This is a genomic window from Massilia sp. H6 (assembly GCF_024802625.1).
Taxonomy (GTDB): Bacteria; Pseudomonadota; Gammaproteobacteria; order Burkholderiales; family Burkholderiaceae_D; genus Telluria.
Window position 1 is genome coordinate 1,513,393 of record NZ_CP103371.1, and the last position, 20,902, is coordinate 1,534,294.

General features: G+C 64.9%; 20 protein-coding genes. 12 read left to right on the top strand and 8 right to left on the bottom strand.

The features are described 5' to 3' along the window. Positions 1 to 5 precede the first annotated feature (5 nt). Both NRS07_RS06715 and NRS07_RS06720 read right to left on the bottom strand, forming a co-directional pair. Positions 6 to 1,088 (bottom strand): sensor histidine kinase KdpD, encoded by a 1,083-nt coding sequence (locus NRS07_RS06715; protein WP_259212017.1) that lies wholly within the window; start codon positions 1,086 to 1,088, stop codon positions 6 to 8. Between the two features lie 147 nt (positions 1,089 to 1,235). Next, positions 1,236 to 1,649: an NINE protein gene (locus NRS07_RS06720; RefSeq protein WP_259212019.1), complete on the bottom strand. Its 414-nt coding sequence runs from the start codon at positions 1,647 to 1,649 to the stop codon at positions 1,236 to 1,238. A gap of 317 nt (positions 1,650 to 1,966) precedes the next feature. On the opposite strand from NRS07_RS06720, the gene rpsP reads away from it, so the two are divergent. The 10 genes from rpsP to NRS07_RS06770 all read left to right on the top strand — a co-directional run bounded on the left by rpsP (position 1,967) and on the right by NRS07_RS06770 (position 10,761). After that, positions 1,967 to 2,215, top strand: a complete 249-nt coding sequence (gene rpsP, locus NRS07_RS06725) for a 30S ribosomal protein S16 (RefSeq protein ID WP_259213061.1) — start codon at positions 1,967 to 1,969, stop codon at positions 2,213 to 2,215. 16 nt (positions 2,216 to 2,231) lie between these two features. Continuing rightward, complete coding sequence (gene rimM, locus NRS07_RS06730; RefSeq protein ID WP_373889863.1) at positions 2,232 to 2,792, top strand: ribosome maturation factor RimM; 561 nt, start codon at positions 2,232 to 2,234, stop codon at positions 2,790 to 2,792. Positions 2,793 to 2,818: 26 nt separating this feature from the next. Then, complete coding sequence (trmD, locus tag NRS07_RS06735) at positions 2,819 to 3,580, top strand: tRNA (guanosine(37)-N1)-methyltransferase TrmD (RefSeq protein WP_259212020.1); 762 nt, start codon at positions 2,819 to 2,821, stop codon at positions 3,578 to 3,580. Between the two features lie 116 nt (positions 3,581 to 3,696). After that, positions 3,697 to 4,083 carry a 50S ribosomal protein L19 gene (gene rplS, locus NRS07_RS06740; RefSeq protein ID WP_259212021.1) on the top strand — a complete coding sequence of 129 codons (387 nt, stop codon included), beginning with the start codon at positions 3,697 to 3,699 and terminating at the stop codon, positions 4,081 to 4,083. Positions 4,084 to 4,151: 68 nt separating this feature from the next. Continuing rightward, positions 4,152 to 4,820, top strand: a complete 669-nt coding sequence (locus NRS07_RS06745) for a CoA pyrophosphatase (protein ID WP_259212022.1) — start codon at positions 4,152 to 4,154, stop codon at positions 4,818 to 4,820. A gap of 125 nt (positions 4,821 to 4,945) precedes the next feature. Continuing rightward, positions 4,946 to 5,905 (top strand): CobD/CbiB family protein, encoded by a 960-nt coding sequence (locus NRS07_RS06750; protein WP_259212023.1) that lies wholly within the window; start codon positions 4,946 to 4,948, stop codon positions 5,903 to 5,905. A gap of 103 nt (positions 5,906 to 6,008) precedes the next feature. Then, positions 6,009 to 6,347, top strand: coding sequence for a DUF3579 domain-containing protein (locus NRS07_RS06755; RefSeq protein ID WP_259212024.1), 339 nt, complete (start codon positions 6,009 to 6,011; stop codon positions 6,345 to 6,347). A gap of 152 nt (positions 6,348 to 6,499) precedes the next feature. Further along, entirely contained in the window at positions 6,500 to 6,949 is a 450-nt protein-coding gene (locus NRS07_RS06760) for a CBS domain-containing protein (RefSeq protein ID WP_259212025.1), read from the top strand. A 90-nt stretch (positions 6,950 to 7,039) separates the two neighbouring features. Next, positions 7,040 to 9,862, top strand: a complete 2,823-nt coding sequence (locus NRS07_RS06765) for a pitrilysin family protein (protein WP_259212026.1) — start codon at positions 7,040 to 7,042, stop codon at positions 9,860 to 9,862. Between the two features lie 107 nt (positions 9,863 to 9,969). Further along, the gene (locus NRS07_RS06770) at positions 9,970 to 10,761 is read left to right on the top strand and encodes an SDR family oxidoreductase (protein ID WP_259212027.1); all 792 of its coding nucleotides are present in this window, start codon (positions 9,970 to 9,972) and stop codon (positions 10,759 to 10,761) included. A 14-nt stretch (positions 10,762 to 10,775) separates the two neighbouring features. Here the strand turns inward: NRS07_RS06770 and NRS07_RS06775 are convergent, their stop codons facing one another. From NRS07_RS06775 to NRS07_RS06800, 6 genes are all read right to left on the bottom strand, one after another. Further along, positions 10,776 to 11,846 carry a flavodoxin family protein gene (locus NRS07_RS06775; RefSeq protein ID WP_259212028.1) on the bottom strand — a complete coding sequence of 357 codons (1,071 nt, stop codon included), beginning with the start codon at positions 11,844 to 11,846 and terminating at the stop codon, positions 10,776 to 10,778. 152 nt (positions 11,847 to 11,998) lie between these two features. After that, a complete protein-coding gene (locus NRS07_RS06780) occupies positions 11,999 to 13,306 on the bottom strand; it encodes a hypothetical protein (protein WP_259212030.1) in 1,308 nt (435 codons plus the stop codon). Positions 13,307 to 13,458: 152 nt separating this feature from the next. After that, positions 13,459 to 14,991: a beta-N-acetylhexosaminidase gene (gene nagZ / locus NRS07_RS06785; RefSeq protein WP_259212031.1), complete on the bottom strand. Its 1,533-nt coding sequence runs from the start codon at positions 14,989 to 14,991 to the stop codon at positions 13,459 to 13,461. A gap of 15 nt (positions 14,992 to 15,006) precedes the next feature. Beyond that, a complete protein-coding gene (locus tag NRS07_RS06790; protein ID WP_259213078.1) occupies positions 15,007 to 16,017 on the bottom strand; it encodes an SIS domain-containing protein in 1,011 nt (336 codons plus the stop codon). An 11-nt stretch (positions 16,018 to 16,028) separates the two neighbouring features. Beyond that, positions 16,029 to 17,126: an N-acetylglucosamine-6-phosphate deacetylase gene (nagA, locus tag NRS07_RS06795; protein ID WP_259212033.1), complete on the bottom strand. Its 1,098-nt coding sequence runs from the start codon at positions 17,124 to 17,126 to the stop codon at positions 16,029 to 16,031. After that, positions 17,123 to 18,001 (bottom strand): BadF/BadG/BcrA/BcrD ATPase family protein, encoded by an 879-nt coding sequence (locus NRS07_RS06800; RefSeq protein WP_259212034.1) that lies wholly within the window; start codon positions 17,999 to 18,001, stop codon positions 17,123 to 17,125. Before NRS07_RS06800 ends, nagA begins: the two co-directional genes overlap by 4 nt. Positions 18,002 to 18,300: 299 nt before the next feature. On the opposite strand from NRS07_RS06800, the gene NRS07_RS06805 reads away from it, so the two are divergent. Together NRS07_RS06805 and NRS07_RS06810 are read left to right on the top strand one after the other, a co-directional pair. After that, the gene (locus tag NRS07_RS06805) at positions 18,301 to 20,580 is read left to right on the top strand and encodes a TonB-dependent receptor (protein ID WP_259212035.1); all 2,280 of its coding nucleotides are present in this window, start codon (positions 18,301 to 18,303) and stop codon (positions 20,578 to 20,580) included. Between the two features lie 131 nt (positions 20,581 to 20,711). Further along, positions 20,712 to 20,897 (top strand): hypothetical protein, encoded by a 186-nt coding sequence (locus tag NRS07_RS06810; RefSeq protein ID WP_259212037.1) that lies wholly within the window; start codon positions 20,712 to 20,714, stop codon positions 20,895 to 20,897. Positions 20,898 to 20,902 lie beyond the last annotated feature (5 nt).

A 20,902-nucleotide genomic window follows, 5' to 3' on the forward strand; every position in this document is an offset into this window, starting at 1 on the left:
TGTTGTTAGTGTAGCGCAATCGGCAAGCGGATCTCGAAACGGCTGCCCTGGCCCGGACCGTCGGAAAACGCCTCGATGGTGCCGCCGTGCCTGCGGGCGAGGTCCAGGGCCAGCGCCAGGCCGATCCCCATGCCGCCCTGGCGCGCACTGTCCTGGTGGTCGATTTGCGCATACAAGGTGAAAATCTCGGACAAGCGGCCAGGTTCGATCCCGATGCCATCGTCGCTGATATTGATGATCACGACCTTGCCGGCCAGTGCGACAGCGACGTCGATGGCGCCATGGTGCGGGGTGTACTTGCTGGCGTTGGCAAGGATGTTGCCGATCAGCTGGGCGACGCGCACATCGTCGCAGTCGACCATGAGCGACTCTGGCAGCGGCGCGATGCTCAAGCGCTGATGGCGCAGGTCGATCGATGGACGCGCCATGTCGAGCGCCACCAGCAGCACGCGCTGGAACGGCACGGCGGCCTTGTGCAGGGGCAGGTCGCCGCGGGCGATCCTGGAAGCGTCGAACAGGTCGTTGACCAGGCGTCCGAGCATGCGGGCCTGGCGCGTGATGACGCCGGCCATGCGTTTCATGGTATCCGGGCTGTCTGTCGTCTCGATCATTTGCGCGGCCGACATGATGGGCGAGAGCGGGCTGCGCAGTTCATGCGCCACGGTGGAAATAAAGGCGTCCTTGCGCAGGTGGCTCTCGAGCAGCTGGTTTTCTGCGAGGCGGCGTTCGGTGATGTCGATCACGACATTGACCGCTCCCGCAACCTGGCCGTGCGCGTCGTGGATCAGCCGTGGATGGGCCAGCACGTAGCGCCGCTCGCCACCTGGCCGCTCCAGCATGGCCTCGATGCGGCCTACCTCGCGGCGCTCGCGCAGGGCAAGCGCCATCGGACACTCGTCATGTCGCAAGGCCACGCCCTGCGCCGTAAAGAGCGCTTTCGAGCCGCACCAGTATTCGGCCCCGAGCGCCGGAGCGCGTCCCCACAGCACTTCGGCGGCGCGGTTGAAGTCGATGACGCGGCCTTCCAGATCACAGCTGTAGACGGCCTCGGGCAGATAATCGGCAAGCTGGCGCTGACGGGTTTCCACGATGTGTTCTCCCATTAAAGTAGGCGAGAAGGGCGCAGGATGAAGCCTGGAATTCCACTATACACCGACCCCAGGGCGCTGTGCGGCGAAGGTTTGGCACGGCATGGAAGAAATGGGCCGGTCGCAGGCAAACCGGCGTCCAGCAGCTCAGCCGTAGGCGCCACCCGTATACAGCAGGTCGAACACCCGCGCAATCGTGCCGATCAGCGCAACCGCCCCCACACCCACGGTCAGCACCAGCAACAGTGCCAGCATCCAGTTCGAGCGCGAGCTCTTGCCGCTACCCGGGTTGTATTGCGCATCCCAGGCGTCGTCCGGCGTGAGTCCGATCACCAGGCCCTCGATAAATCCTGCCACATACGACAGCAGGATCGGTAGCGCCACATAGAAGGGGTGGGGCTGCACCACGGCCCACAGTGCGGCGCTCATGGGCAGGCTGCCCAGGTGCAGCAGGCCGAGCCGGTCGAGCGGCCCCTTCAGGTAAAAGCGGTGGGCGCCCACGCCGCCCAGCAGCAGGGCGAGCAGGGTCGCGAAGGTCTTGTTCTTGTGCCAGACAGCCATGAGCGTTGCCTAAAGTTCAGTAAAGCAGCAGTATGGTGCAAATTGACAAGGATGTCGCCTGCGAAGCGGTCGAATACCATCGCGTCTCGCGCGGCCGTCTCGCGCGGCCGTCACGCGCATTTCGGCGCGCATGCGCAAGATCCCGGTGGGACAATCGCCGCCAAGGACAGGCAACGGTAGTCTTGCGGCGCGAAATCGGCGATAATGCTCAATTCGCCGGGGTTGCGCGCCGGGTTGTCATTAACGCTTGCTGCTGTGCGGACATGCGCGCTATAATCGTCGGCTTTCTCCGTCCAGTACAACTTTTTGGAATTATTATGGTCGTTATCCGTTTGGCTCGTGGCGGCGCAAAAAAGCGCCCGTTCTACAACATCGTTGCAACCGATTCGCGTAACCGTCGCGATGGTCGTTTCATCGAGCGCATCGGTTTCTACAACCCGATGGCGTCGGGCGCTGAAGTCGGCCTGCGTATCACTGCTGACCGTCTGGCCTACTGGCAAGGCGTTGGCGCACAACTGTCGCCAACCGTTGCTCGTCTGGTCGCAAACCAGCAGCCTGCAGCCTAAGTAAGGTTTTACCGGTTTGATCGATTCAGCAGCATCCGGGGTGGAAGTCCCCGACGACCTGGTGCAGGTTGGCTATGTGTCCGGTGCGTTTGGAATCGTGGGTGGACTGCGTGTTACCCCGTTTTCTACCGACGCAGATGCGCTGCTGAGCATCAAGACCTGGTGGATCGACAAGCCGGCACTGCATTCCGTGAAGCCTCGGAATGCAAAAATGCATGGTGGCGACGTGGTCGTCACCCTGGTCGGCTTGCGCGACCGTAACGATGCCGAGGCGCTCAAGGGTGCAGCGGTGTTGGTATCGCGTAAAGAATTCCCGCAGCTCGAAGAAGACGAGTATTACTGGTCCGACCTGATCGGCCTGGATGTGGTCAACCTCGAAGGCGACGCCCTCGGCAAGGTGACTGACATGATGCACAACGGCGCGCAGTCTATCCTGCGTATTGCCCCTGTGCCCGTTCCAGAAGCAGCACCCGAGGTCAAGGTGCCGGAGCGCCTCGTGCCGTTCGTGGACCAGTTTGTCAAGACCGTCGACCTGGGCGCGAAACTCATTACCGTGGACTGGGGTCTGGATTATTAACCCCGCCAATGCGAAGCGAGGTCCCGATGCAATTTGACGTCGTGAGCTTGTTTCCAGAAATGTTTGCCGCGCTGACGCAGTCGGGTGTAACCCGGCGCGGCATCGAGCAGCAGCGCTGGGGCCTGACGCTCTGGAATCCGCGCGATTTCACGCAGGACCGCCACCGTACCGTGGATGATCGCCCCTATGGTGGCGGCCCCGGGATGGTGATGCTGGCAAAACCGCTCGAAGCCGCGATCGCCGCCGCCAAGCAGCGCCAGGTCGAGCTCGGCTTGAGCGCGCCGCGCGTGGTGTTCATGTCGCCGCAAGGCAAGCCGTTGACCCATGCGCGCGTGATGGCGCTGAAGGACGAGCCAGGACTGGTCGTGCTGTGCGGCCGTTACGAAGGAGTGGACCAGCGCTTGCTGGACCGCTGCGTCGACGAAGAAATCTCGCTCGGCGACTTCGTGCTCTCGGGCGGCGAACTGCCAGCAATGGCCTTGATGGATGCAGTGGTGCGGCAACTGCCCGGTGTATTGGGCGACGATGCCTCGGCGATCGAAGACAGCTTTGTCAACGGCCTGCTCGATTCGCCGCATTACACGCGCCCCGAAGTCTATGATGGCGAGCCGGTGCCGCCGGTGCTGATGGGCGGCAACCATGCAGAGATCACCAAGTGGCGCCGCCAGCGCATGCTGGAAGCGACCTGGACAAAACGGCCGGAACTGATAGGCAGGGCGCGCGACGCCGGCCTGTTGACGAAGCTGGACGAAAAGTTTCTGGCAGGGCTGGACCAACCTGCCGAGTAAGAATGTACCTTGTGTGCATGTAATGCAGGCAATTTGCCTGCGTGTTCAACCCCATCCTCTACCGGGCGTCGCAGTTCAACAGTACGCGCCAGCAAGATGGTTAATGGAGTCATAAAATGAATCTGATTCAGCAACTCGAGCAAGAAGAGATTGCGCGCCTCGGCCGCAGCATTCCTGATTTCGCACCAGGCGACACCGTCGTCGTCAGCGTCAACGTCGTCGAAGGCAACCGCAAGCGCGCCCAGGCATACGAAGGCGTCGTCATCTCGCGTCGTAACCGCGGCCTGAACTCGAACTTCATCGTTCGCAAGATCTCGTCCGGCGAAGGCGTCGAGCGTACGTTCCAGCTGTATTCGCCGCTGATCGCTTCGATCGAAGTCAAGCGCCGTGGTGACGTCCGTCGTGCGAAGCTGTACTACCTGCGCGAGCGTTCGGGCAAGTCGGCACGTATCAAAGAAAAGCTGCCACAGCGTAAAGTCAAGACCGCACCAGCCGCAGCGTAATAGCGTCTGTGTTCTGGAAAAGGCATCCGCAAGGATGCCTTTTTTCGTTTGCGTTAGAGGAAGATGATTTGATCAAGCCTGTATTCGATCCGATGGTGTTTCCGGTGGATGGCATCGGCGGCGAGGCCGCGCTCGACCCCGCCGCCCTGAGCGCCGCCAGCGTTCGCGCGCGCTTCGCCCGGACGCTGCCCTGGGAGCCCGAGGCCTCGGATGAAGCGCTTGGCACGCCAGCATTGCGCCTGCGCCGCGCCGCGGTGCTGGTGCCGCTGGTCGAGCGCGGCACCAGCCTGAACGTGCTGCTGACCAGGCGCACCGACCACCTGGCCAGCCATGCCGGCCAGGTCAGCTTTCCGGGTGGCCGCGCCGAAGAGCTCGACTCGTCGCCGATCGAGACCGCGCTGCGCGAGACCGAGGAAGAAATCGGCCTGCATCGCCGCCACATCGAGATCGTCGGCGTGCTGCCCGATCACGCCACCATCAGCGCCTACCGCATCACCCCCGTGGTGGCGCTGGTGACCCCGCCTTTCACGTTGCATGCCGATCCAGGCGAAGTGGCCGAGATCTTCGAGGTGCCGCTGACTTTCCTGATGGCCGGCGCACATCACCAGCGGCGCACGATGGACTTGCCCGAAGGGGCGGGCAAGCGCACTTTCTACGCAATGCCGTACGAGCAATATGTTATCTGGGGGGCCAGCGCGGCGATACTGCGCAATCTGTTTCACTTTTTGCGCGCTTGAGTTTTTTCCAGGACGGGCCCGGATACGCTACTGAAGAATTATTCCACCCCCTGATTTGATTCCGGCCCACTTCTCCGTTATCGTAGCGGCAGCACAGTATTGCCAGAACAAAAAAGGATTCCTGAATGACATTTTTCTCCATCCTAGTCGCGCTGATCATCGAGCAGCTCAAGCCTTTGCGCGCCGACAACCAGGTCTATGGTGGCATCAAGCGGTTCGCGATGCGCATCGAGGGCTGGTTCAATGCGGGCGAGCAGAACAATGGTCGGATGGGCTGGATCCTGATGATGCTGGCACTGCTGCTGCCGACCTGGCTGGTGTACTGGGTGTTCATGCATTACAACCTGGTATTGCTGGCCTTTGCCTGGAATGTGCTGATCGTCTACATGACGCTGGGCTTTCGCCATTACAGCCATTACTTCACCTCGATCCAGCTGGCACTGAACACGGGCGACCACGCCGGCGCGCGCCAGTTGCTGGCAGAGTGGACCCGCATGGATACGGTCGGGATGGACGCCACCGACATCACCCGGATAGCGGTGGAAAAGGCGCTGGTGACCACCCACCGCAATGTATTTGGCGTATTCTTCTGGTTCCTGATGCCGCTGGGACCTGCCGGTGCGGTGTTGTACCGTGTGTCCGAATACCTGGCGCGCGCATGGAATGAACCCGAGCACATGCGTAACGAAGCCTTCGGCCAGTTCGCGGCCAAGGCGTTTTACTGGGTCGACTGGCTGCCGGTGCGCCTGACGGCGGTGGCCTTTGCCGTGGTTGGCAATTTTGAAGACGCCATCTACGCCTGGCGCAATTTTGCGCGCCGCTGGGCCGACGAATCGCGCGGTATCATACTGGCGGCGGGTGGTGGTGCGATGGGCGTGCGCCTGGGCACGCCGAACGAAAACGCGCCGCAATTGTTGCCGCTCGACGCAGCCATCGTGGACCTGGGTGACAGCGAATCCGATACCTTGCCGGGCGAAGAGCCAAACCTGCGCGCCCTGCAAAGCACCGTGGGACTGGTGTGGCGGGCGCTGGTGCTGTGGATGATCCTGCTGCTGCTGCTGTCGAGCGTGGTGTGGCTCGGTTGACCCATAACTGCACCTGGCCTCGTACCTGAGTCTTCTATAAGATATAATACTGCGCTGAAGTTGTCCTCATCCACGCAGTATTCTTGTTTCAGCAAGCAGCACTATGGCCGAGTTACCGCACACCGCGGATAAAGAACTCACAGACGAGTTTTTTATCCTGGGCATTACCAGCAATGGCAGGCAGTTCCGGCCCAGCGACTGGGCCGAGCGCCTGTGCGGCGTCATGTCGTGCTTCGCGCCGGGCAAGGCCGGTCCAAATTCTCACCTGCAGTTTTCTCCCTGGGTACACCCAACCGTGGTCAACGGCACCAAGGCCGTGGTCGTCAGCCGCGAGCTGCAGAAGGTCGAGCCGCTGGCCTACCACTTCGTGCTCAATTTCGCAAAAGACAATGACTTGCAGGTTGCCGATGCCTGCTTCGTGCCGCCACCAAAAAGCACGTAGCGCACCGTCGGGTGCGAACAATTTGACCTTACACATTCCGGAACTGGCGCTATGATGAACTCATGGCGCCAGCGTCGTTTCTGGGGGGCGAATGGTGATGCCCACCGCTCGTCCTGGCCCGGCCGCTGCGCCCACAGCTCGGGAGAATCAACATGCATATCGGTGAAATCTGCACCAACCAGGCTAGCTACTGCGGCCGCGACGAAACCGTCCAGGGCGCGGCCCTGATCATGCGCCGCTACCACGTGGGCGACGTCATCGTGGTCGACCAGTCCGATAGCGCCAAGGTTCCGGTCGGCATCCTGACCGATCGCGACATCGTGGTGTCCGTCATCGCCCCCGGCCTCGACCCGGCCAGCCTGCAGGTGGGCGACATCATGAGCGACGACCTGCTGACCGCGCGCGTCTCCGACGACGTCTACGAAACCATCGATCGCATGCGCCTGCGCGGCATCCGGCGCGTGCCTGTCGTCGACGCCGCCGGCAGCCTGGCCGGCATCGTGAGCGCCGACGACCTGCTCGAGTTTCTCGCCGAAGAAATGGGCGAGTTGTCCCGGATCAGTCCTCACCAGCAGGCCCATGAACGGCGGGCCCGGCAATAGCCGGTAGACCGGCCGCGGGCGAGGTCTGTTACCATCCTGCATGTTCAAATCATGCAGGACGGCAGTGTCCTGCCAATATAACGGGGCACTATGAACTGGATCGATGGAATGGACCCGCGGCGCGTTGTTGCCGTGCGGGTGGTGGCTGCCAGCCTGGCTTTTGGTGTCGTCGGCTCGGCCTGGGCGGCGGTTGCGGCGCAGCCGCCTGAAAAGCAGGCAGAAAAGCAGGCCGAGAAGCAGGCAAAGAAGCAGGCAAAGAAGCAGGCCTCGCCGTTGCCGAAAGGCGTGGTGCTGGGACCCTCGGTCGAGGGCATCACCGAATACCGCCTGCCGAATGGCCTGAAAGTGCTGCTGTTCCCCGATGCCTCGCGCCCGACCGTGACCGTGAACGTCACCTACCTGGTCGGCTCGCGCCACGAGAACTACGGCGAAACCGGCATGGCCCACCTGCTCGAACACCTGCTGTTCAAGGGCACAAAGAACAACCCCGACATTACCAAACAGTTCGCGCGCCGCGGCATGGAGTTCAACGGCACCACTTCGCTCGACCGTACCAATTACTACGAGGTATTCCAGGCTTCGCAGGACAACCTGGACTGGGCGCTGCAGATGGAAGCCGACCGCATGGTCAATTCTCCGGTGGCGCAGAAAGACCTCGCTTCCGAGATGACGGTGGTGCGCAACGAGTTTGAAAGCGGCGAGAACTCGCCCGGCAACGTGCTGTTCAAGCGCATGCAGAGCGTAGCCTACGACTGGCACAGCTACGGGCGCTCGACCATCGGCAACCGCAGCGATATCGAAAACGTCAAGATCGGCAACCTGCAAGCCTTCTACCGCACCTGGTACCAGCCTGACAATGCGGTGCTGCTGGTGGCCGGCAAGTTCGATGCTGATGCGACTTTGGCGACCATCAACCGCCTGTTCGGCGCGATCCCGAAACCGAAGCGCACGCTGCCGCAGTTCTGGACGGTCGAGCCGACCCAGGATGGCGAGCGCAGCTTTGCGGTGCGGCGCCAGGGCGACGTGCAGATCGTCGCGGTCGGCTACAAGATCCCTTCCGACCTGCATCCCGATGCCGAGGCCCTTGGCTTTGCGTCCGAGGTGCTGGGCGACGCGCCCAACGGCCGCCTGCACAAGCTGCTGGTCGAATCGGGCAAGGCCAGCCAGGTGTTTGGCTTCGCGCAGTCGGGCTATGCGCCGGGGCTGCAGTTCTTCGGCGCGGTAGTGAAAAAAGGCGAGCCCATCGAACCGGTACGCGACGCCCTGATCGAGGCCGTCGAGGGACTGGCCGGGCAAGCCCCGACACCCGACGAAATGGAGCGCGTGCGGCGCTCTTACCTGAACACCATCGAACGCAGCCTGAACAACCCGCAGGCGGTCGGCGTGGCGCTATCCGAAGTAATCGCGCTGGGCGACTGGCGCCTGTACTTCCTGGCCCGCGAGCGCGTCAAGGCGGTCAAGGCCGACGCAGTCGCCGCGAGCAGCAGCCGTTACTTCATGCGCAGCAACCGCGTCACCGGCACCTTCGTGCCGGAAGACGCGCCGCAGCGCGCGCAGGTGCCGGCCGCGCCGACGGTAGAGGCGGTGATGAAAGACTTCAAGCCGGCGGCAAGCAGCCTGGTGTCGGAAGACTTCGACCCGAGCCAGGCCAACATCATGCAGCGCACGACCCTGACGACGGTGGGTGGGGTAAAGCTGGCCCTGCTGCCCAAGAAGAACCGCGGCGAGACGGTGACGGTGAGCCTGCGCCAGCATTTCGGCGACGAGAAGAATTTGTTCGGCAAGGGCGCGGTTGCCCACCTGACCTCGGCCATGCTCGAGCGCGGCACCACGAAATACAGCCGCGCCGAGCTGGCCGACGCCTTCGACAAGCTCAAGATGACGGGTAGCCCGAATCACTTCCAGACCACGCGCGAACACCTGGTAGAAGCAATCAAGCTGGCGGCCCATGTGCTCAAGGAGCCGGCGTTCCCGGCGGCCGAGTTCGAGCAGCTGCGCAAGCAGATGCTGGTGGGGCTGGAGGCTGGCCGCGCCGAGCCGCAAAGCGTGGCCGCGCGCGCGCTGGCCGCGCACTTCGAGCAGTACCCGCGCGGCGACATCCGCCATGCCAACACCCTGGAAGAAGACATCCAGGACATCCAGGCCGTGCGCCTCGAAGACCTGGCCCGGCACCACCGCGAATTTCATAACAGCAGCCCGGCCGAGATGGCGATCGTTGGCGACTTCGACCCGAAGCAGGTGCTGCCGCTGGTCGATACGCTGTTTGGCACCTGGACTTCGCCAGCGAATGTGGCGCCGGTACTGAACAAGCATGCCGAGGTGGCGCCAGCCACCAGGATGCTCGACACCCCGGACAAGGAAAACGGGTTCTTCGTGGCGCGCATGAATCTCGACCTGAACCTGGAAGACCCGGATTACCCGGCCCTGATACTGGCCAATTACATCTTTGGCGAAGGCGGCCTGAAGTCGCGCCTGATGGACCGCATCCGCCAGAAAGACGGCCTGTCGTATGGCGGCGGCTCGAGCCTGGCGGCGGGCGACTTCGACCGCGCCGGCGCCTTCACGATCAGCGCCATCGCCGCGCCGCAGAACCTGCGCAAGCTCGATGCCGCCGTGCGTGCCGAACTCGAACGCGCGGTCAAGGATGGCTTCACGGCCGAAGAACTGGCCGGCGCCAAGTCGGGCCTGATGCAGCAGCGCCTGCAGAACCGTACCAGCGACGGCGTGCTGGCCTCGGGCTGGACCAGCTACCTGTACCGTGACCGCACCTTCGAGTGGTCGGCGGCGCTGGACCGCAAGCTGCAAGCGGTCACGCTGGCGCAGCTGAACGCGGCCTTTCGCAAGGCGATCGATCCTGCCAGGCTCAGCGTGGTGATGGCGGGCGACCAGGCCAAGGCCAAGGCAGCGCCCTGACTGTCGACCGCGATGCAACACCTCGGGTGTCCGACTGTGACAGCACCCCGATGCTGCTGTAAAATGTTTCTTTTAGGAAGCATCAGTTGCAAGGCATCGGGAGCATCATGAAAGCAACATCCAAAGCACAGCCGGCAGACGGTTCTGCATTCGCCGGAAAAGTCGCACTCGTCACCGGCGCCGCCAGCGGCATCGGTCGCGCCACCGCACTGGCCTTCGGGCGTGCTGGCGCCCACGTGGTGGTGGCCGACACCACCATCGACGGCGGCCACGCCACTGCCGCCATGATCGTCGAGTCGGGCGGCAAGGCGCTGTTCGTGCGCTGCGACATCACCCGGGCCGACGACGTCCGGGCGCTGGTCGACAAGGCGGTCAGCTATTACGGCCGCCTCGATATCGCGGTCAATAACGCTGCCCTCGACGAAGAGGCCGCGCCGCTGGCCGAGGGCGCCGAAGACCAGTTCGACCGCATCATGGGCACCAACGTCAAGGGCGTCTGGCTGTGCATGAAATACCAGCTGCGCCAGATGCTCGAGCAGGGTAGCGGCGCGATCGTCAACGTGTCCTCGGTCGCGGGCCTGGTCGGCGCGCCGAACCGGTCGATCTACGCCGCCAGCAAGCATGCGGTGGTGGGCCTGACCAAGAGCGCGGCCGCCGAATACGCACGCTCGGGCATACGCATCAATGCGCTGTGCCCGGCCGCGGTGAAGACCCCGATGCTGGCGCGCGCCGTCGAGCGCGATCCAGCCAGTGAGAAGAAGCTCAAGGCGGCCCAGCCGATGGGGCGTTTCGCGGAAACGGCCGAGATCGCGAACGCCGCGCTGTGGCTGTGTTCGGAGGGGGCTTCCTACGTCAACGGGCACGAGCTGATGGTCGACGGCGGCTTGACCGCGGTGTGACGCCCACGCGGCCCTTACTTGGGGCGCGGACTGGTCAAGGGGTGCTGGACCACGGCTACCCGGCCGGCGCGGATTTCGCTCACCGCCGCGCTCACTGCACGCGCCACGTTGCGCATTTCCTCTTGCACCGCGCAGTCGCGGTCGAGCGTGGCGTGGCTGTCGGCATACGACTCGTAATACCCGATATAGCGGTCGAGCTGGGCGAAGCTGCCGGCGTCGACCAGACCCATCCACGATAGCCAGTCGGCCAGCGAACGGCGCGTGCCTTCGATACCGGCCACGTCGCCATGCACCATCAGGCCGTAGGCACGGCCGGCCAGGTGCTTGGGATAATCCCAGCCGGCCAGTTCGACCTCCTTGGCCCGCTCGGCCGACTTGCCCTGGGTCGAGGTCGGGTCGGGGTTGCCGCCGTCGGCACAGACCAGGCGGTCGATCATCAGCTTGAGCACCGCGGGCGTCTGGTACCAGTAGACCGGGGTCACGATAATGACGCCGTGGGCCAGCACCCAGCGCTCGTAGATCTCGCTCATCCAGTCGTTGACCTGGCGCTCGCCGTGGTTCGGGTAGCAGCTGCAGGGCCAGTGGCACAGCGGCATGGCGGTGGACACGCAGCCTTTGCACGGGTGGATATGGCGGTCGTAGTCGGAGTTGAGCAGGCTCAGGTCGAGCAGGTCGGCCTCGACGCCATCGGCCTCGAGTACTTCGCGCGCCAGCTGCGCCATGCGCCAGCTCTTCGACACTTCGCCGGGGCAGGTGCCGTCGTTGCGCGCCGAGCCGTTGATGATCAGGACCCGGCTGCGCGTAGCGGGATCTTTCTGGTGCTGCTCGGCGGCCAGCAGGCGGTCGCGCGTCTGCTTCCATTCGACCGACAGATCGTAGTCGGGATCGGCAAAGCCCGGTCCGGCCTTGGCCGTGCGCGGCGCCTTGCGGCCTTCGTCATAGGCTTCCCAGGCCACCTTTTCGATGGCGTCGAGTTCGTGTGCGAGCTGGTCGTAGGCGGGGTCGTAGAAGGCTTTGCGAAAGTGCAGGTGAAATTCGTTGCGCCCGAGTTTTGCGGGCGCCTGGCCCTTGCGTATCGTCGTCATGTTGCCTCCCGTGATGTCATTGGATTATCGGCCGGGCAGGGCGCTGCAAATGTTCGCGCACGCACATAGCGTTAACGAAACTGGGGTGGGTGGGGTGTTTCCTGGCATTGCCTGGAAACACCCCGCCCACCCCAGGGGAAAGCGAAAAAAACTTACTTGGCCGCGGTCGCCGCACCATCCTGCTGGTTCAGCAGCATGATCCAGTACTTGGCCAGGTCGCCGGCACCAGCACCGCCCTTGACGCCTTCGAAGGTCTGGATCGCTTCGGCTTTCTTGCCGGCGCGCGCCTGCGCCATGCCCAAGCGCAGCTTGGCTTCTTCGGGATTCTTCAGGCCACCCTTGGCAATACCCTGCTGGATGAAGCCGATGCCCTTGTCGGCCTGGTCCATCGTGGCATAGGCCCAGCCCAGGTTGACCAGGCCGGCACCGGTCTTGGCCTTGGCCGCGCCCGCTTCACCGCTGGCGATGTTGCGCGCATCGTCGGCCGCGCCCTTGTTGGCCTTGTCGCGCAGCGCGGCGTGGGTCTTGGCGTTGGCGCCCTTGCCCAGCACGCCGGCTGCGTAGCCCGCATCCAGCACCTTCTTGGCTTCGGTCGGGAAACCGTCGCGCAGCGCCAGTTCGGCCAGGTCGACGTATTCTTCAGGCGCCATCTGCTTTACGGCCGCGAACTCGAGACGGTAGACGTTGACCATGTTGGTCTGGGCGTCGAAGCCCTTCTGGCGGGCGACACCGCGGTTGAGCAGGTCGGTCCAGAAGTCGTCGTTCGGGTAGTAGCGCGCCAGCTTCTCGAGGCCGACCAGGTAGGCGGCATCGTCCTTGACCTTGACCGCGGCCGAGGCCAGCAGGCGCAGGTCTTCCTCGCTCGGCTTCTGTCCAGCTTTTTCCATCTCGTTGATCATTGGCAGCAGCGCACTCTTGGCGGCGGCAAAGTCGCCACCCAGGTATTGGGCGCGAATCTTCGAAGAGCGCACTTTCTCGGGCGTCGGGCTATCTTTCTCGTAGCGGTTGAACCACTCGATCGCCTTCGGATAATCCTTGGCGTTGTAGTGCATGTTGGCCAGAGCCTGGATGAAGTCGGCGCGTTCGGCCGGGGACAGGCGCTCCGAATTGATCACCGCTTCCAGCGCCGGCATGGCCATGGCATTGTTATTGGTGGTCGAGCCCAGCGACAGCTTCATGCGGTTGATCACGTACTGCTCGTACGGGGTCTGGTTCGGGAAGGCCTCGGCCTGGGTGATGCGGCTCTGGATTTCGGTGTAGTTCTTGGCGTCCATCAAAGGTTTGATGGCGGCCGGATCGAGCAGCTTGAAGATTTCCGGACGGACAGTGTCCTTCGCCGGGGCAGGCGCGGCGGCCGCATCGGTCTTTTGCTGAGCGTGGACACTGGTTACCAGCGCCGGGGCGGAGACGCCGATTGCGGCGAGCATCAGGCAGAGGCGGGCAAGACGGAATTGGGCCATGGAGTATCCTTCAATCAAGTCGATAATGATGAGAAATGCACATAAGCCAATATGGCAAAAATGCCAATCTCGGCAAAGGGAGCATTGTCCCATAAAGCGCCGTTTTCAGGCTCGGCAATTGTGCCGCAGGGCGCGCCGGCGCGCCCGTGTCGTTACATAGCGTTACTGTCTGGCGCAAGCACAGGGCCGAAGCCCGGTACCGGGCAGCGCCCCGCAGCCTCGGTCTCGCCGGCCAGCCAGGCGATGGCGGCATCCACGGCGGGCGCCGCAAAGCCATAGGTCATCAGTGCGGGGGCATCGAAGTCGAGCGCCTGGTAGGGGTTCCACAGTGCCAGGTGCAGGTCCGGGCGCCAGCTGGCGCGGGCATGCGGGCCATAGCGGCGGCGCGAGGTCGAGGCCAGGATGGTAAAGCAGCCGTCCTGCGGCAGGGCATCCCAGGCGAAGTTCTCGGCATCGACAAAGGTGACCAGCTCGACCTGGTACAGGCGCTCCAGGCTTGCTGCCACGCTCGCTGCCGGCACGCCGGATTCCGAGACGCCGTCGCTGACCACGTCGGCGCGCGCCACCAGGCGTATCTTGCTGCCGCGTGGGGGACGCTGGGGCTGGCCCCGCGTGGTCAGGCCGGCGCGCCAGGCGCGTGCCATCAGGGCGCGATCGCTTGCGTCGGTCAAGTAGCTGGCCGCGCCGGCGGGGAAGCTGGCGGCCAGGCTGGACAAGCGCGCCAGGCGCGCCTGGACTTCGGGCGGCGGCAGCAGGCCGTCCCGGATCGCCTCTGCAATGGCGTGCACGGTCTCGATTTGCGATTCGCGCGAGCCGATCGCCATGACCATGTCGGCACCCGCCAGCAGCGCATTGACCGCGGCCTGGCCGGCGCGGTAGCGGTGGGCGATGGCGTGCATGTCCATGCTGTCGGTAATGATCACACCCTGGAAACCGAAGCGCTCGCGCAGGATGCCGGTCAGGATGGGGCGCGACATCGTGGCCGGGAACTCCGGGTCGAGCGCCGGGTAGACGATGTGCGCGGTCATCACGGCGCGCGCCGGCTGGTGTGCCTGGGCGGCGATGCGAAAGGGCGCGAACTCGAAGCGCTCCAGTTCGGCCAGCGGCTTGTCGACGGTCGGCAGGTCGCGGTGCGAATCGACATGGGTGTCGCCATGGCCGGGAAAGTGCTTGACGCAGCAGGCCACGCCTTCGGCTTCGCTGCCGGCCATCCAGGCCAGCGCAAGGCCGGTCGCAACGTGCGGATCGGCGCCGAAGGAGCGCTCGGCGATCACCGGGTTGTGCGGGTTGTTGTTCAGGTCCAGCACCGGCGCGAAATTCCAGTTGAAGCCGAGCGCGCGTACCGCGCGCGCCACCGCGGCGCCAACCTCGCGCGCCAGTTGCGGGTCGTTCGCCGCGCCCAGCGCCATCGCGCTCGGCGGCGCCGGCACCCAGGTTGCCCGGACCACGGCGCCGCCTTCCTGGTCGAGTGCGATCAAGGCATTCGGGCCCATGGCCTGGCGCAGGCCGGCGGTAAAGCGCGCCAGTTGCACCGGGTCGAGCATGTTCTGGCGGAACAAACAGGCGCCGCGCACCTTGTGGGCGCGCAGGAAAGCGTCGGCCTCGGCATCGAGTTCGGTGCCGGACAGCCGCACCATCATCAGCTGGCCGGCCAGTTCGAGGTAGTCGTGCATTGTTAGGCTCATGGGATCTTTCGTGCGTCAGTTGGTCCGGGTGACCTTGCTCAGGTGGCGCGGGCGGTCGGGGTCGAGGCCGCGCGCCTGCGCCAGGTTCGCCGCCAGCATGTAGAACGCCTGGATCGCGACGATCGGGTCGAGCTCGGGGATGGCCGCGGTGGGTAGCAGCAGGTCGCGGCTGGCGACATCGTGCGGCGCGGCCAGCAGCACGCGCGCGCCGCGCCCGCGCATCTCGTCGGCCAGCGCCACCAGGCCAGCTTGCGCCGGGCCGCGGGTGGCGAAGATCAGGAGCGGATAGCCTTGCTCGATCAGCGCCATCGGGCCGTGCTTGATCTCGGCGCCCGAGAACGCTTCGGCCTGCAATGCCGAGGTTTCCTTCAGTTTCAGGCTGGCTTCCAGCGCCACCGGAAAGCTGATGCCGCGACCGACCACCATGATGTTGCGGGCCGGAGCCAGCACCTCGAGCGCGGCCGACCAGTCGCTCTGGCTGGCCGCGCGCAGGGCGTCGGGCAGGGCGGCGATGCCGGCGCGCAGTATGGGGTCGTCCTGCCATTCGGCCACCAGGCGCGCACCGGCGACCATGCTGGCAATGAAGCTCTTGGTCGCAGCCACGCTCTGCTCCTTGCCCGCATGCAGCGGCATGGTCCATTCGGCGGCCTGCGCCAGCGGCGATGTGGCGTCATTGACCAGCGCCACCGTGGTGGCGCCGCCGGCGCGGAAGTATTGGATCGGCTCGACCACGTCCGGACTCTGGCCCGACTGCGAGATCGACACGGCCAGCGTGTCGCGCGTGACCAGGGGCGACTTGTACAGGGTCACCAGCGACATCGGCAGCGAGGTCACCAGGCGGCCCATGCGCGCCATGATCAGGTAAGCCAGGTAGCTCGAGGCGTGGTCCGAGCTGCCGCGGGCGACCGTCACCACGCTGTGCAGGGTGCTCGCGCGCAGGGTGCGGCCCAGTTCCGCGTAGCGGTCGGCGTCGCGCGCCAGCTGCGCGGCGATGCAGTCGCCCGCGGACAGGGCTTCGTGATACATCAGCGAACCCGTCACAGCGCTACTCCTTCGATATAGACAGCCTTGATGTTCAGGTCGCGGTCCAGCACCACGATATCGGCATGGCAGCCCGGCGCCAGGCGGCCGCGCTCGGTTTCGCCGAGGTAGTCGGCAGCGTTGGTGGAGACGCGGCGGCTGGCGTCTTGCAGCGACAGTCCGATCTTGACCAGGTTGCGCAGCGCCTGGTCCATCGTCAGGGTGCTGCCGGCCAGGGTGCCGTCGGGCAGGCGCACGCCGCCCATGCATTTGTGCACCACCTGGCGGCCCAGCATGTACTGGCCATCGGGCATGCCGGCGGCGGCGGTGGAGTCGGTCACGCAGAACAGTTTCGGGATGCAGCGCAGCGCAGTCTTGATCGCGCCGGGATGCACGTGCAGCAGGTCGGGGATGATCTCGGCGTACTCGGCGTGGGCCAGCGCCGCCCCCACCATGCCTGGATCGCGGTGGTGCAGGCCGGGCATGGCGTTGAACAGGTGGGTGAACCCGACCGCGCCATGCTCCAGGGCCTGCACGCCGGTGTCGTACGAGCCGTTGGTGTGGCCGATCTGCACCCGGATGCCGGCATCGGCCAGCGCGCGCAGCAGTTCCATGTGGCCGTCGATCTCGGGCGCCACCGTGATCAGGCGCATCGGCGCCTGCGCGCCGAAGCGGCGCACTTCGTCCAGGCTTGCCTCGCGCGCGTATGGCGGCTGGGCGCCCAACTTGCCCGCGTTGATATAGGGCCCTTCGAGGTGCACGCCGAGGATGCGTGCCTCGTTCTTGCCGCGCGCGCGGCAGGCCGCCCCAATGGCGCCCAGGGCCCGTTCGATATCCTCGAGCGGGGCGGTCATGGTGGTGGCCAGCAGGGAGGTGGTGCCGTGCCTGGCATGCATCGCGGCGATCACGTGCGGCGCGTCGCCGCCTTCCATCATGTCGCGCCCGCCGCCGCCATGGACGTGGACGTCAATGAAGCCGGGCAAGATAAAGTCGTCGCCGTTGGCAGACGGGTCGACTTGGTGGCCGTCGATGCTGTCGATACGTGCGTCGAAGCCGGCGCCATGGCGCAACTGGCCATGGATCCAGCCGTCCGGAGTGAGGATATTGCCCTTCATTGCACTGCTCCTTCGAGTGTGGTCCGGATCATGCGTAGTGCGCCGGCAGCCGAGTCGCCTTGCGCCGGCACGCAGCGCGCCAGCGTCTGCGGCGGCAGCCAGGCGCGCAGCGCTTCGCCCAGGCCGCCGCACAGGGCCAGCGGCAGTGCGCCGCTGCGGTCGAGCGCTGCGGCGATGCTGGCCACTTCGCGGCCGGCATGTTCGAGGATGGCGCGCGCCACCGGATCGGTGTCACCATGCGCCAGCACGAAGCGCGCCAGGCTGGCATAGGCGGCCGGATTGGCCTGGCCGAGCCAGACCTGCACCGCGTCGCGCGAGCCGCCGCAGAAGGCAATGACCTCATGCGCAAAGGCGCGGCCTGCGACGCGGCCATCGAGTACCTGCTCGATGTGGTTGAGCGCGCGCAGGCCCATCCAGGCGCCGCTAGCTTCGTCGCCGGCCGGAAAGCCCCAGCCGCCGACTTCGACCTTGCTACCGTCGTCCAGCAGCGCTTCGCCGACGCTGCCGGTGCCGATGGCGACGATTGCGCCGGGCCGGCCGCCGTGCGCGCCCATCAGGGTGGTGAAGCCGTCGGTGTCGAGCGTGAGCAGGGCATAGCCTGGATCGGCGGCCACGAATTGCGCCGCCCACTGCTTGTTGTGCACGCCCGCCAGGCCAAGGCCGATGGCGCACGAGCCCAGTGGCGTGGCGGGGATGCCGATGGCGGCGAACGCCTGCCCGACGGCGGCGCCGATCGTGATCCAGGCATTGTCGATGCCGCGCGACAGGGCAGACGGCCCGCCGCTGGCCTGGGCCAGCTCGGTGCCCTCAAAAGAGGCCACGCGCACGCGCGTACCGGTGCCGCCGCCATCGACGCCGATCAGATAATCGATCATGGGAATAAGTGTTCTGCCGAGAGGTCAGCGCACTATAGGCAGGCGTTATGGGGCTGTCAACAGGTATTTAAGTGGTATGCAAATATTGTAGGCAGTGCTCGCTTAGATGCCAGAGAATATTTGCCTAAGTGATTGAATTTGCGAATGTTTTTACTGATGAGGGGTGTGGTGCGTACGCCCCTTGCGAACCCGTTGCCAGGCTAGACAAGCTGTAAACTTTGCTTGAGTACACAGTTGCCGGCTTGCTATAGTTGCGTATTTACCAGTCCGCTTTTCGTCCAACTCATTCGAGGATACCCATGACACGCCGCGCTTTCCCACGTTGCCGCACCCTGATGTGCCTGGCCATTGCCAGTGCTTTTCCCCTCGACGCGGCCCTGGCGCAAGAAGCCGGCGCCGTCCAGGAAGCACCGGCCGCGCAGGCAGGCCAGCGCCTCGACGTGGTGATCGTGACGGCCCAGCGCCGCTCCGAGAATATCCGTGAAGTGCCGATGGCGATCACTACCCTCAGCGGCGACAAGCTCGATACCCTCACCGCCGGCGGCCAGGATATCCGCTTCCTGTCGGGCCGCTCGCCGAGCCTGAACGTGGAATCCGACTACGGCCGCTCGTTCCCGCGCTTTTACATTCGCGGCCAGGGTAATACCGACTTCGACCTGAACGCATCGCAGCCGGTTGGCCTGGTGGTCGACGACATCGTGCAGGAAAGCCCGATGCTCAAGGGCTTCCCGGTATTCGATACCGAGCAGATCGAAGTGCTGCGCGGCCCGCAGGGCACCCTGTTCGGGCGTAATTCGCCGGCCGGCGTGATCAAGTTCGATTCGGTGCGCCCGGTCTTCAAGCAAGAAGGTTACCTGAGCCTGGGCGTGGGTAACTATGGCGCCCGGAATGCCGAGGGCGCGTTCAACCTGCCGCTGAGCCAGACGGTGGCCGCGCGCGTGTCGCTGCAGTCGCAGAACCGCGACGACCGCGTGCACAATCCGCGCCCGACCGGCACCCGCGATTTCGAGGGCTATCACGACAACGCCGGCCGCATCCAGGTGCTGTTCCAGCCGAACAAGCAAATGAGCGCGCTGTTGAACGTCCATATGCGCGACCTCGACAACAACGCCACGCTGTTCCGCGCCAACATCATCAAGGCCGGCACCAATGACCTAGTGGACGGCTTCGATTACGCCAGCTACCCGACCGACGGCATCAACCAGCAGACCCTCAAGACCAAGGGCGCCAACATGCGCCTGCGCTGGAACCTCGAGAACATCACCCTGCATTCGATCACCGGCTACGAGTCGGCCGATTTCTACAGCCGCGCCGACGTCGACGGCGGCTACGGCGCCGTGTATGCGCAGCCGATGGGCCCGGGCTATATTCCGTTCTCGGTGGAGACGGCCGACCTGCTGCCGCACCACCGCCAGTTCACCCAGGAGTTGCGCGTCGAGTCGAACGGCACTGGCCCGCTGCAGTGGATCGGCGGCCTGTTCTACTTCAACGAAGACATCCAGATCGACAGCATCAGCTTCAATTCGCTGGCGCCGGGCAATCCGCAAAGCCCGTTCTTCGCGACCCAGAACCAGTCGACCGAATCGTGGGCGGCCTTCGGCTCGCTGAACTACACGGTGTCGGACAGGTTGAAACTGCGCGGCGGCCTGCGCTACACCAGCGACCAGAAAAACTTCTCGGCGCGGCGCGTCGAGGCCACCACCGCCGGCCCGTTCATCATCGACAACGACTCGACCAACATCAGCTGGGACCTGAGCGGCACCTATGCGCTCGATGCCGACACCAACCTGTTCGCCCGCATCGCCACCGGCTACCGTGCACCGAGCATGCAGGGCCGCCTCAACGGCCTGCTTGATCGCCCATCGTTTGCCGATGCCGAAAAAGTCCTGTCCTACGAGGCGGGTATCAAGCAGGAACTGTTCGACCGCCGCGCACGCCTGTCGGCCAGCGTGTTCCAGTACCGCGTCAATGACAAGCAGCTCACTGCCGGCAGCGGCGTGATCAACATGAACCAGTTGATCAACGCCGACAAGGTGACCGGGCAGGGCGTCGAGCTCGATTTCCAGGCGGTGCTGGCCGATGGCCTGCGCCTGTCGACCGGCGTGAGCTACAACGACACCGAGATCAAGGATAGCGCCCTGTTCGTCCAGCAGTGCGGCAACTTCGCCAATACCGGCGGGCGCGCCGGCTGCACCGTGGTCGATCCGGCCGGCCCCTTCCCCGGCACCGTGCGCATCGACGGCAACCCGCTGCCGCGCGCACCGAAATGGCAGGCCAACGTGAGCCTGTCGTACACGATGCCGCTGGCCGACGGCGACTTCTTCGCCAGCACCGACTGGGCCTACCGCACCACCTACAACATGTTCTTGTACGAAGCGAAAGAGTACAAGGCACGCGCGCTGCTCGAAGGTGGCCTGCGCGCTGGCTACAAGTGGAACGACGGCAAGTACGAGGTGTCCGCGTTCGCGCGCAACATCACCGACCGCGTACAGGTGGTCGGCGCGATCGATTTCGACAACCTGACCGGCATCCTGAACGAGCCGCGTACGCTGGGAGCGCAGTTCAAGGTGAACTTCTAGCCTAACGCCCGCGCAACAGACGTGTCCACCCCGCGCGCGCTCGGCGGCTCCTGGGGTGGTCGCCGCGCGCCAGCCGGGTGGCATTGCCACCCCGGGCGGTGGCATAATGGCGGCATGCTAGGAGAACCTTCGTGATTCGCTATATGGGCACCCGCACCAACAGTGACGGGGCGGCTGTCTACGTCTTCATCGTCAATGGCATGCAGAAAGAAGTGCGTGAGCATGCGCTCAAGCAGCACCCGGGCTGCTTCGACGCCCTGCCAGCCACGGTCAAGGCCAAGATCGCGGCCAACCGCGCCTGGCTGTCGAAACTCTGATTCCC

Excerpts from the sequence above, each read along its gene's own strand:
- NRS07_RS06720 (WP_259212019.1), bottom strand. The coding sequence starts at position 1,649 with ATGGCTGTCTGGCACAAGAACAAGACCTTCGCGACCCTGCTCGCCCTG.
- rpsP (WP_259213061.1), top strand. The coding sequence starts at position 1,967 with ATGGTCGTTATCCGTTTGGCTCGTGGCGGCGCAAAAAAGCGCCCGTTC.
- trmD (WP_259212020.1), top strand. The coding sequence starts at position 2,819 with ATGCAATTTGACGTCGTGAGCTTGTTTCCAGAAATGTTTGCCGCGCTG.
- rplS (WP_259212021.1), top strand. The coding sequence starts at position 3,697 with ATGAATCTGATTCAGCAACTCGAGCAAGAAGAGATTGCGCGCCTCGGC.
- NRS07_RS06750 (WP_259212023.1), top strand. The coding sequence starts at position 4,946 with ATGACATTTTTCTCCATCCTAGTCGCGCTGATCATCGAGCAGCTCAAG.
- NRS07_RS06755 (WP_259212024.1), top strand. The coding sequence starts at position 6,009 with ATGGCCGAGTTACCGCACACCGCGGATAAAGAACTCACAGACGAGTTT.
- NRS07_RS06760 (WP_259212025.1), top strand. The coding sequence starts at position 6,500 with ATGCATATCGGTGAAATCTGCACCAACCAGGCTAGCTACTGCGGCCGC.
- NRS07_RS06765 (WP_259212026.1), top strand. The coding sequence starts at position 7,040 with ATGAACTGGATCGATGGAATGGACCCGCGGCGCGTTGTTGCCGTGCGG.
- NRS07_RS06770 (WP_259212027.1), top strand. The coding sequence starts at position 9,970 with ATGAAAGCAACATCCAAAGCACAGCCGGCAGACGGTTCTGCATTCGCC.
- NRS07_RS06775 (WP_259212028.1), bottom strand. The coding sequence starts at position 11,846 with ATGACGACGATACGCAAGGGCCAGGCGCCCGCAAAACTCGGGCGCAAC.
- NRS07_RS06780 (WP_259212030.1), bottom strand. The coding sequence starts at position 13,306 with ATGGCCCAATTCCGTCTTGCCCGCCTCTGCCTGATGCTCGCCGCAATC.
- nagZ (WP_259212031.1), bottom strand. The coding sequence starts at position 14,991 with ATGAGCCTAACAATGCACGACTACCTCGAACTGGCCGGCCAGCTGATG.
- NRS07_RS06790 (WP_259213078.1), bottom strand. The coding sequence starts at position 16,017 with ATGTATCACGAAGCCCTGTCCGCGGGCGACTGCATCGCCGCGCAGCTG.
- nagA (WP_259212033.1), bottom strand. The coding sequence starts at position 17,126 with ATGAAGGGCAATATCCTCACTCCGGACGGCTGGATCCATGGCCAGTTG.
- NRS07_RS06800 (WP_259212034.1), bottom strand. The coding sequence starts at position 18,001 with ATGATCGATTATCTGATCGGCGTCGATGGCGGCGGCACCGGTACGCGC.
- NRS07_RS06805 (WP_259212035.1), top strand. The coding sequence starts at position 18,301 with ATGACACGCCGCGCTTTCCCACGTTGCCGCACCCTGATGTGCCTGGCC.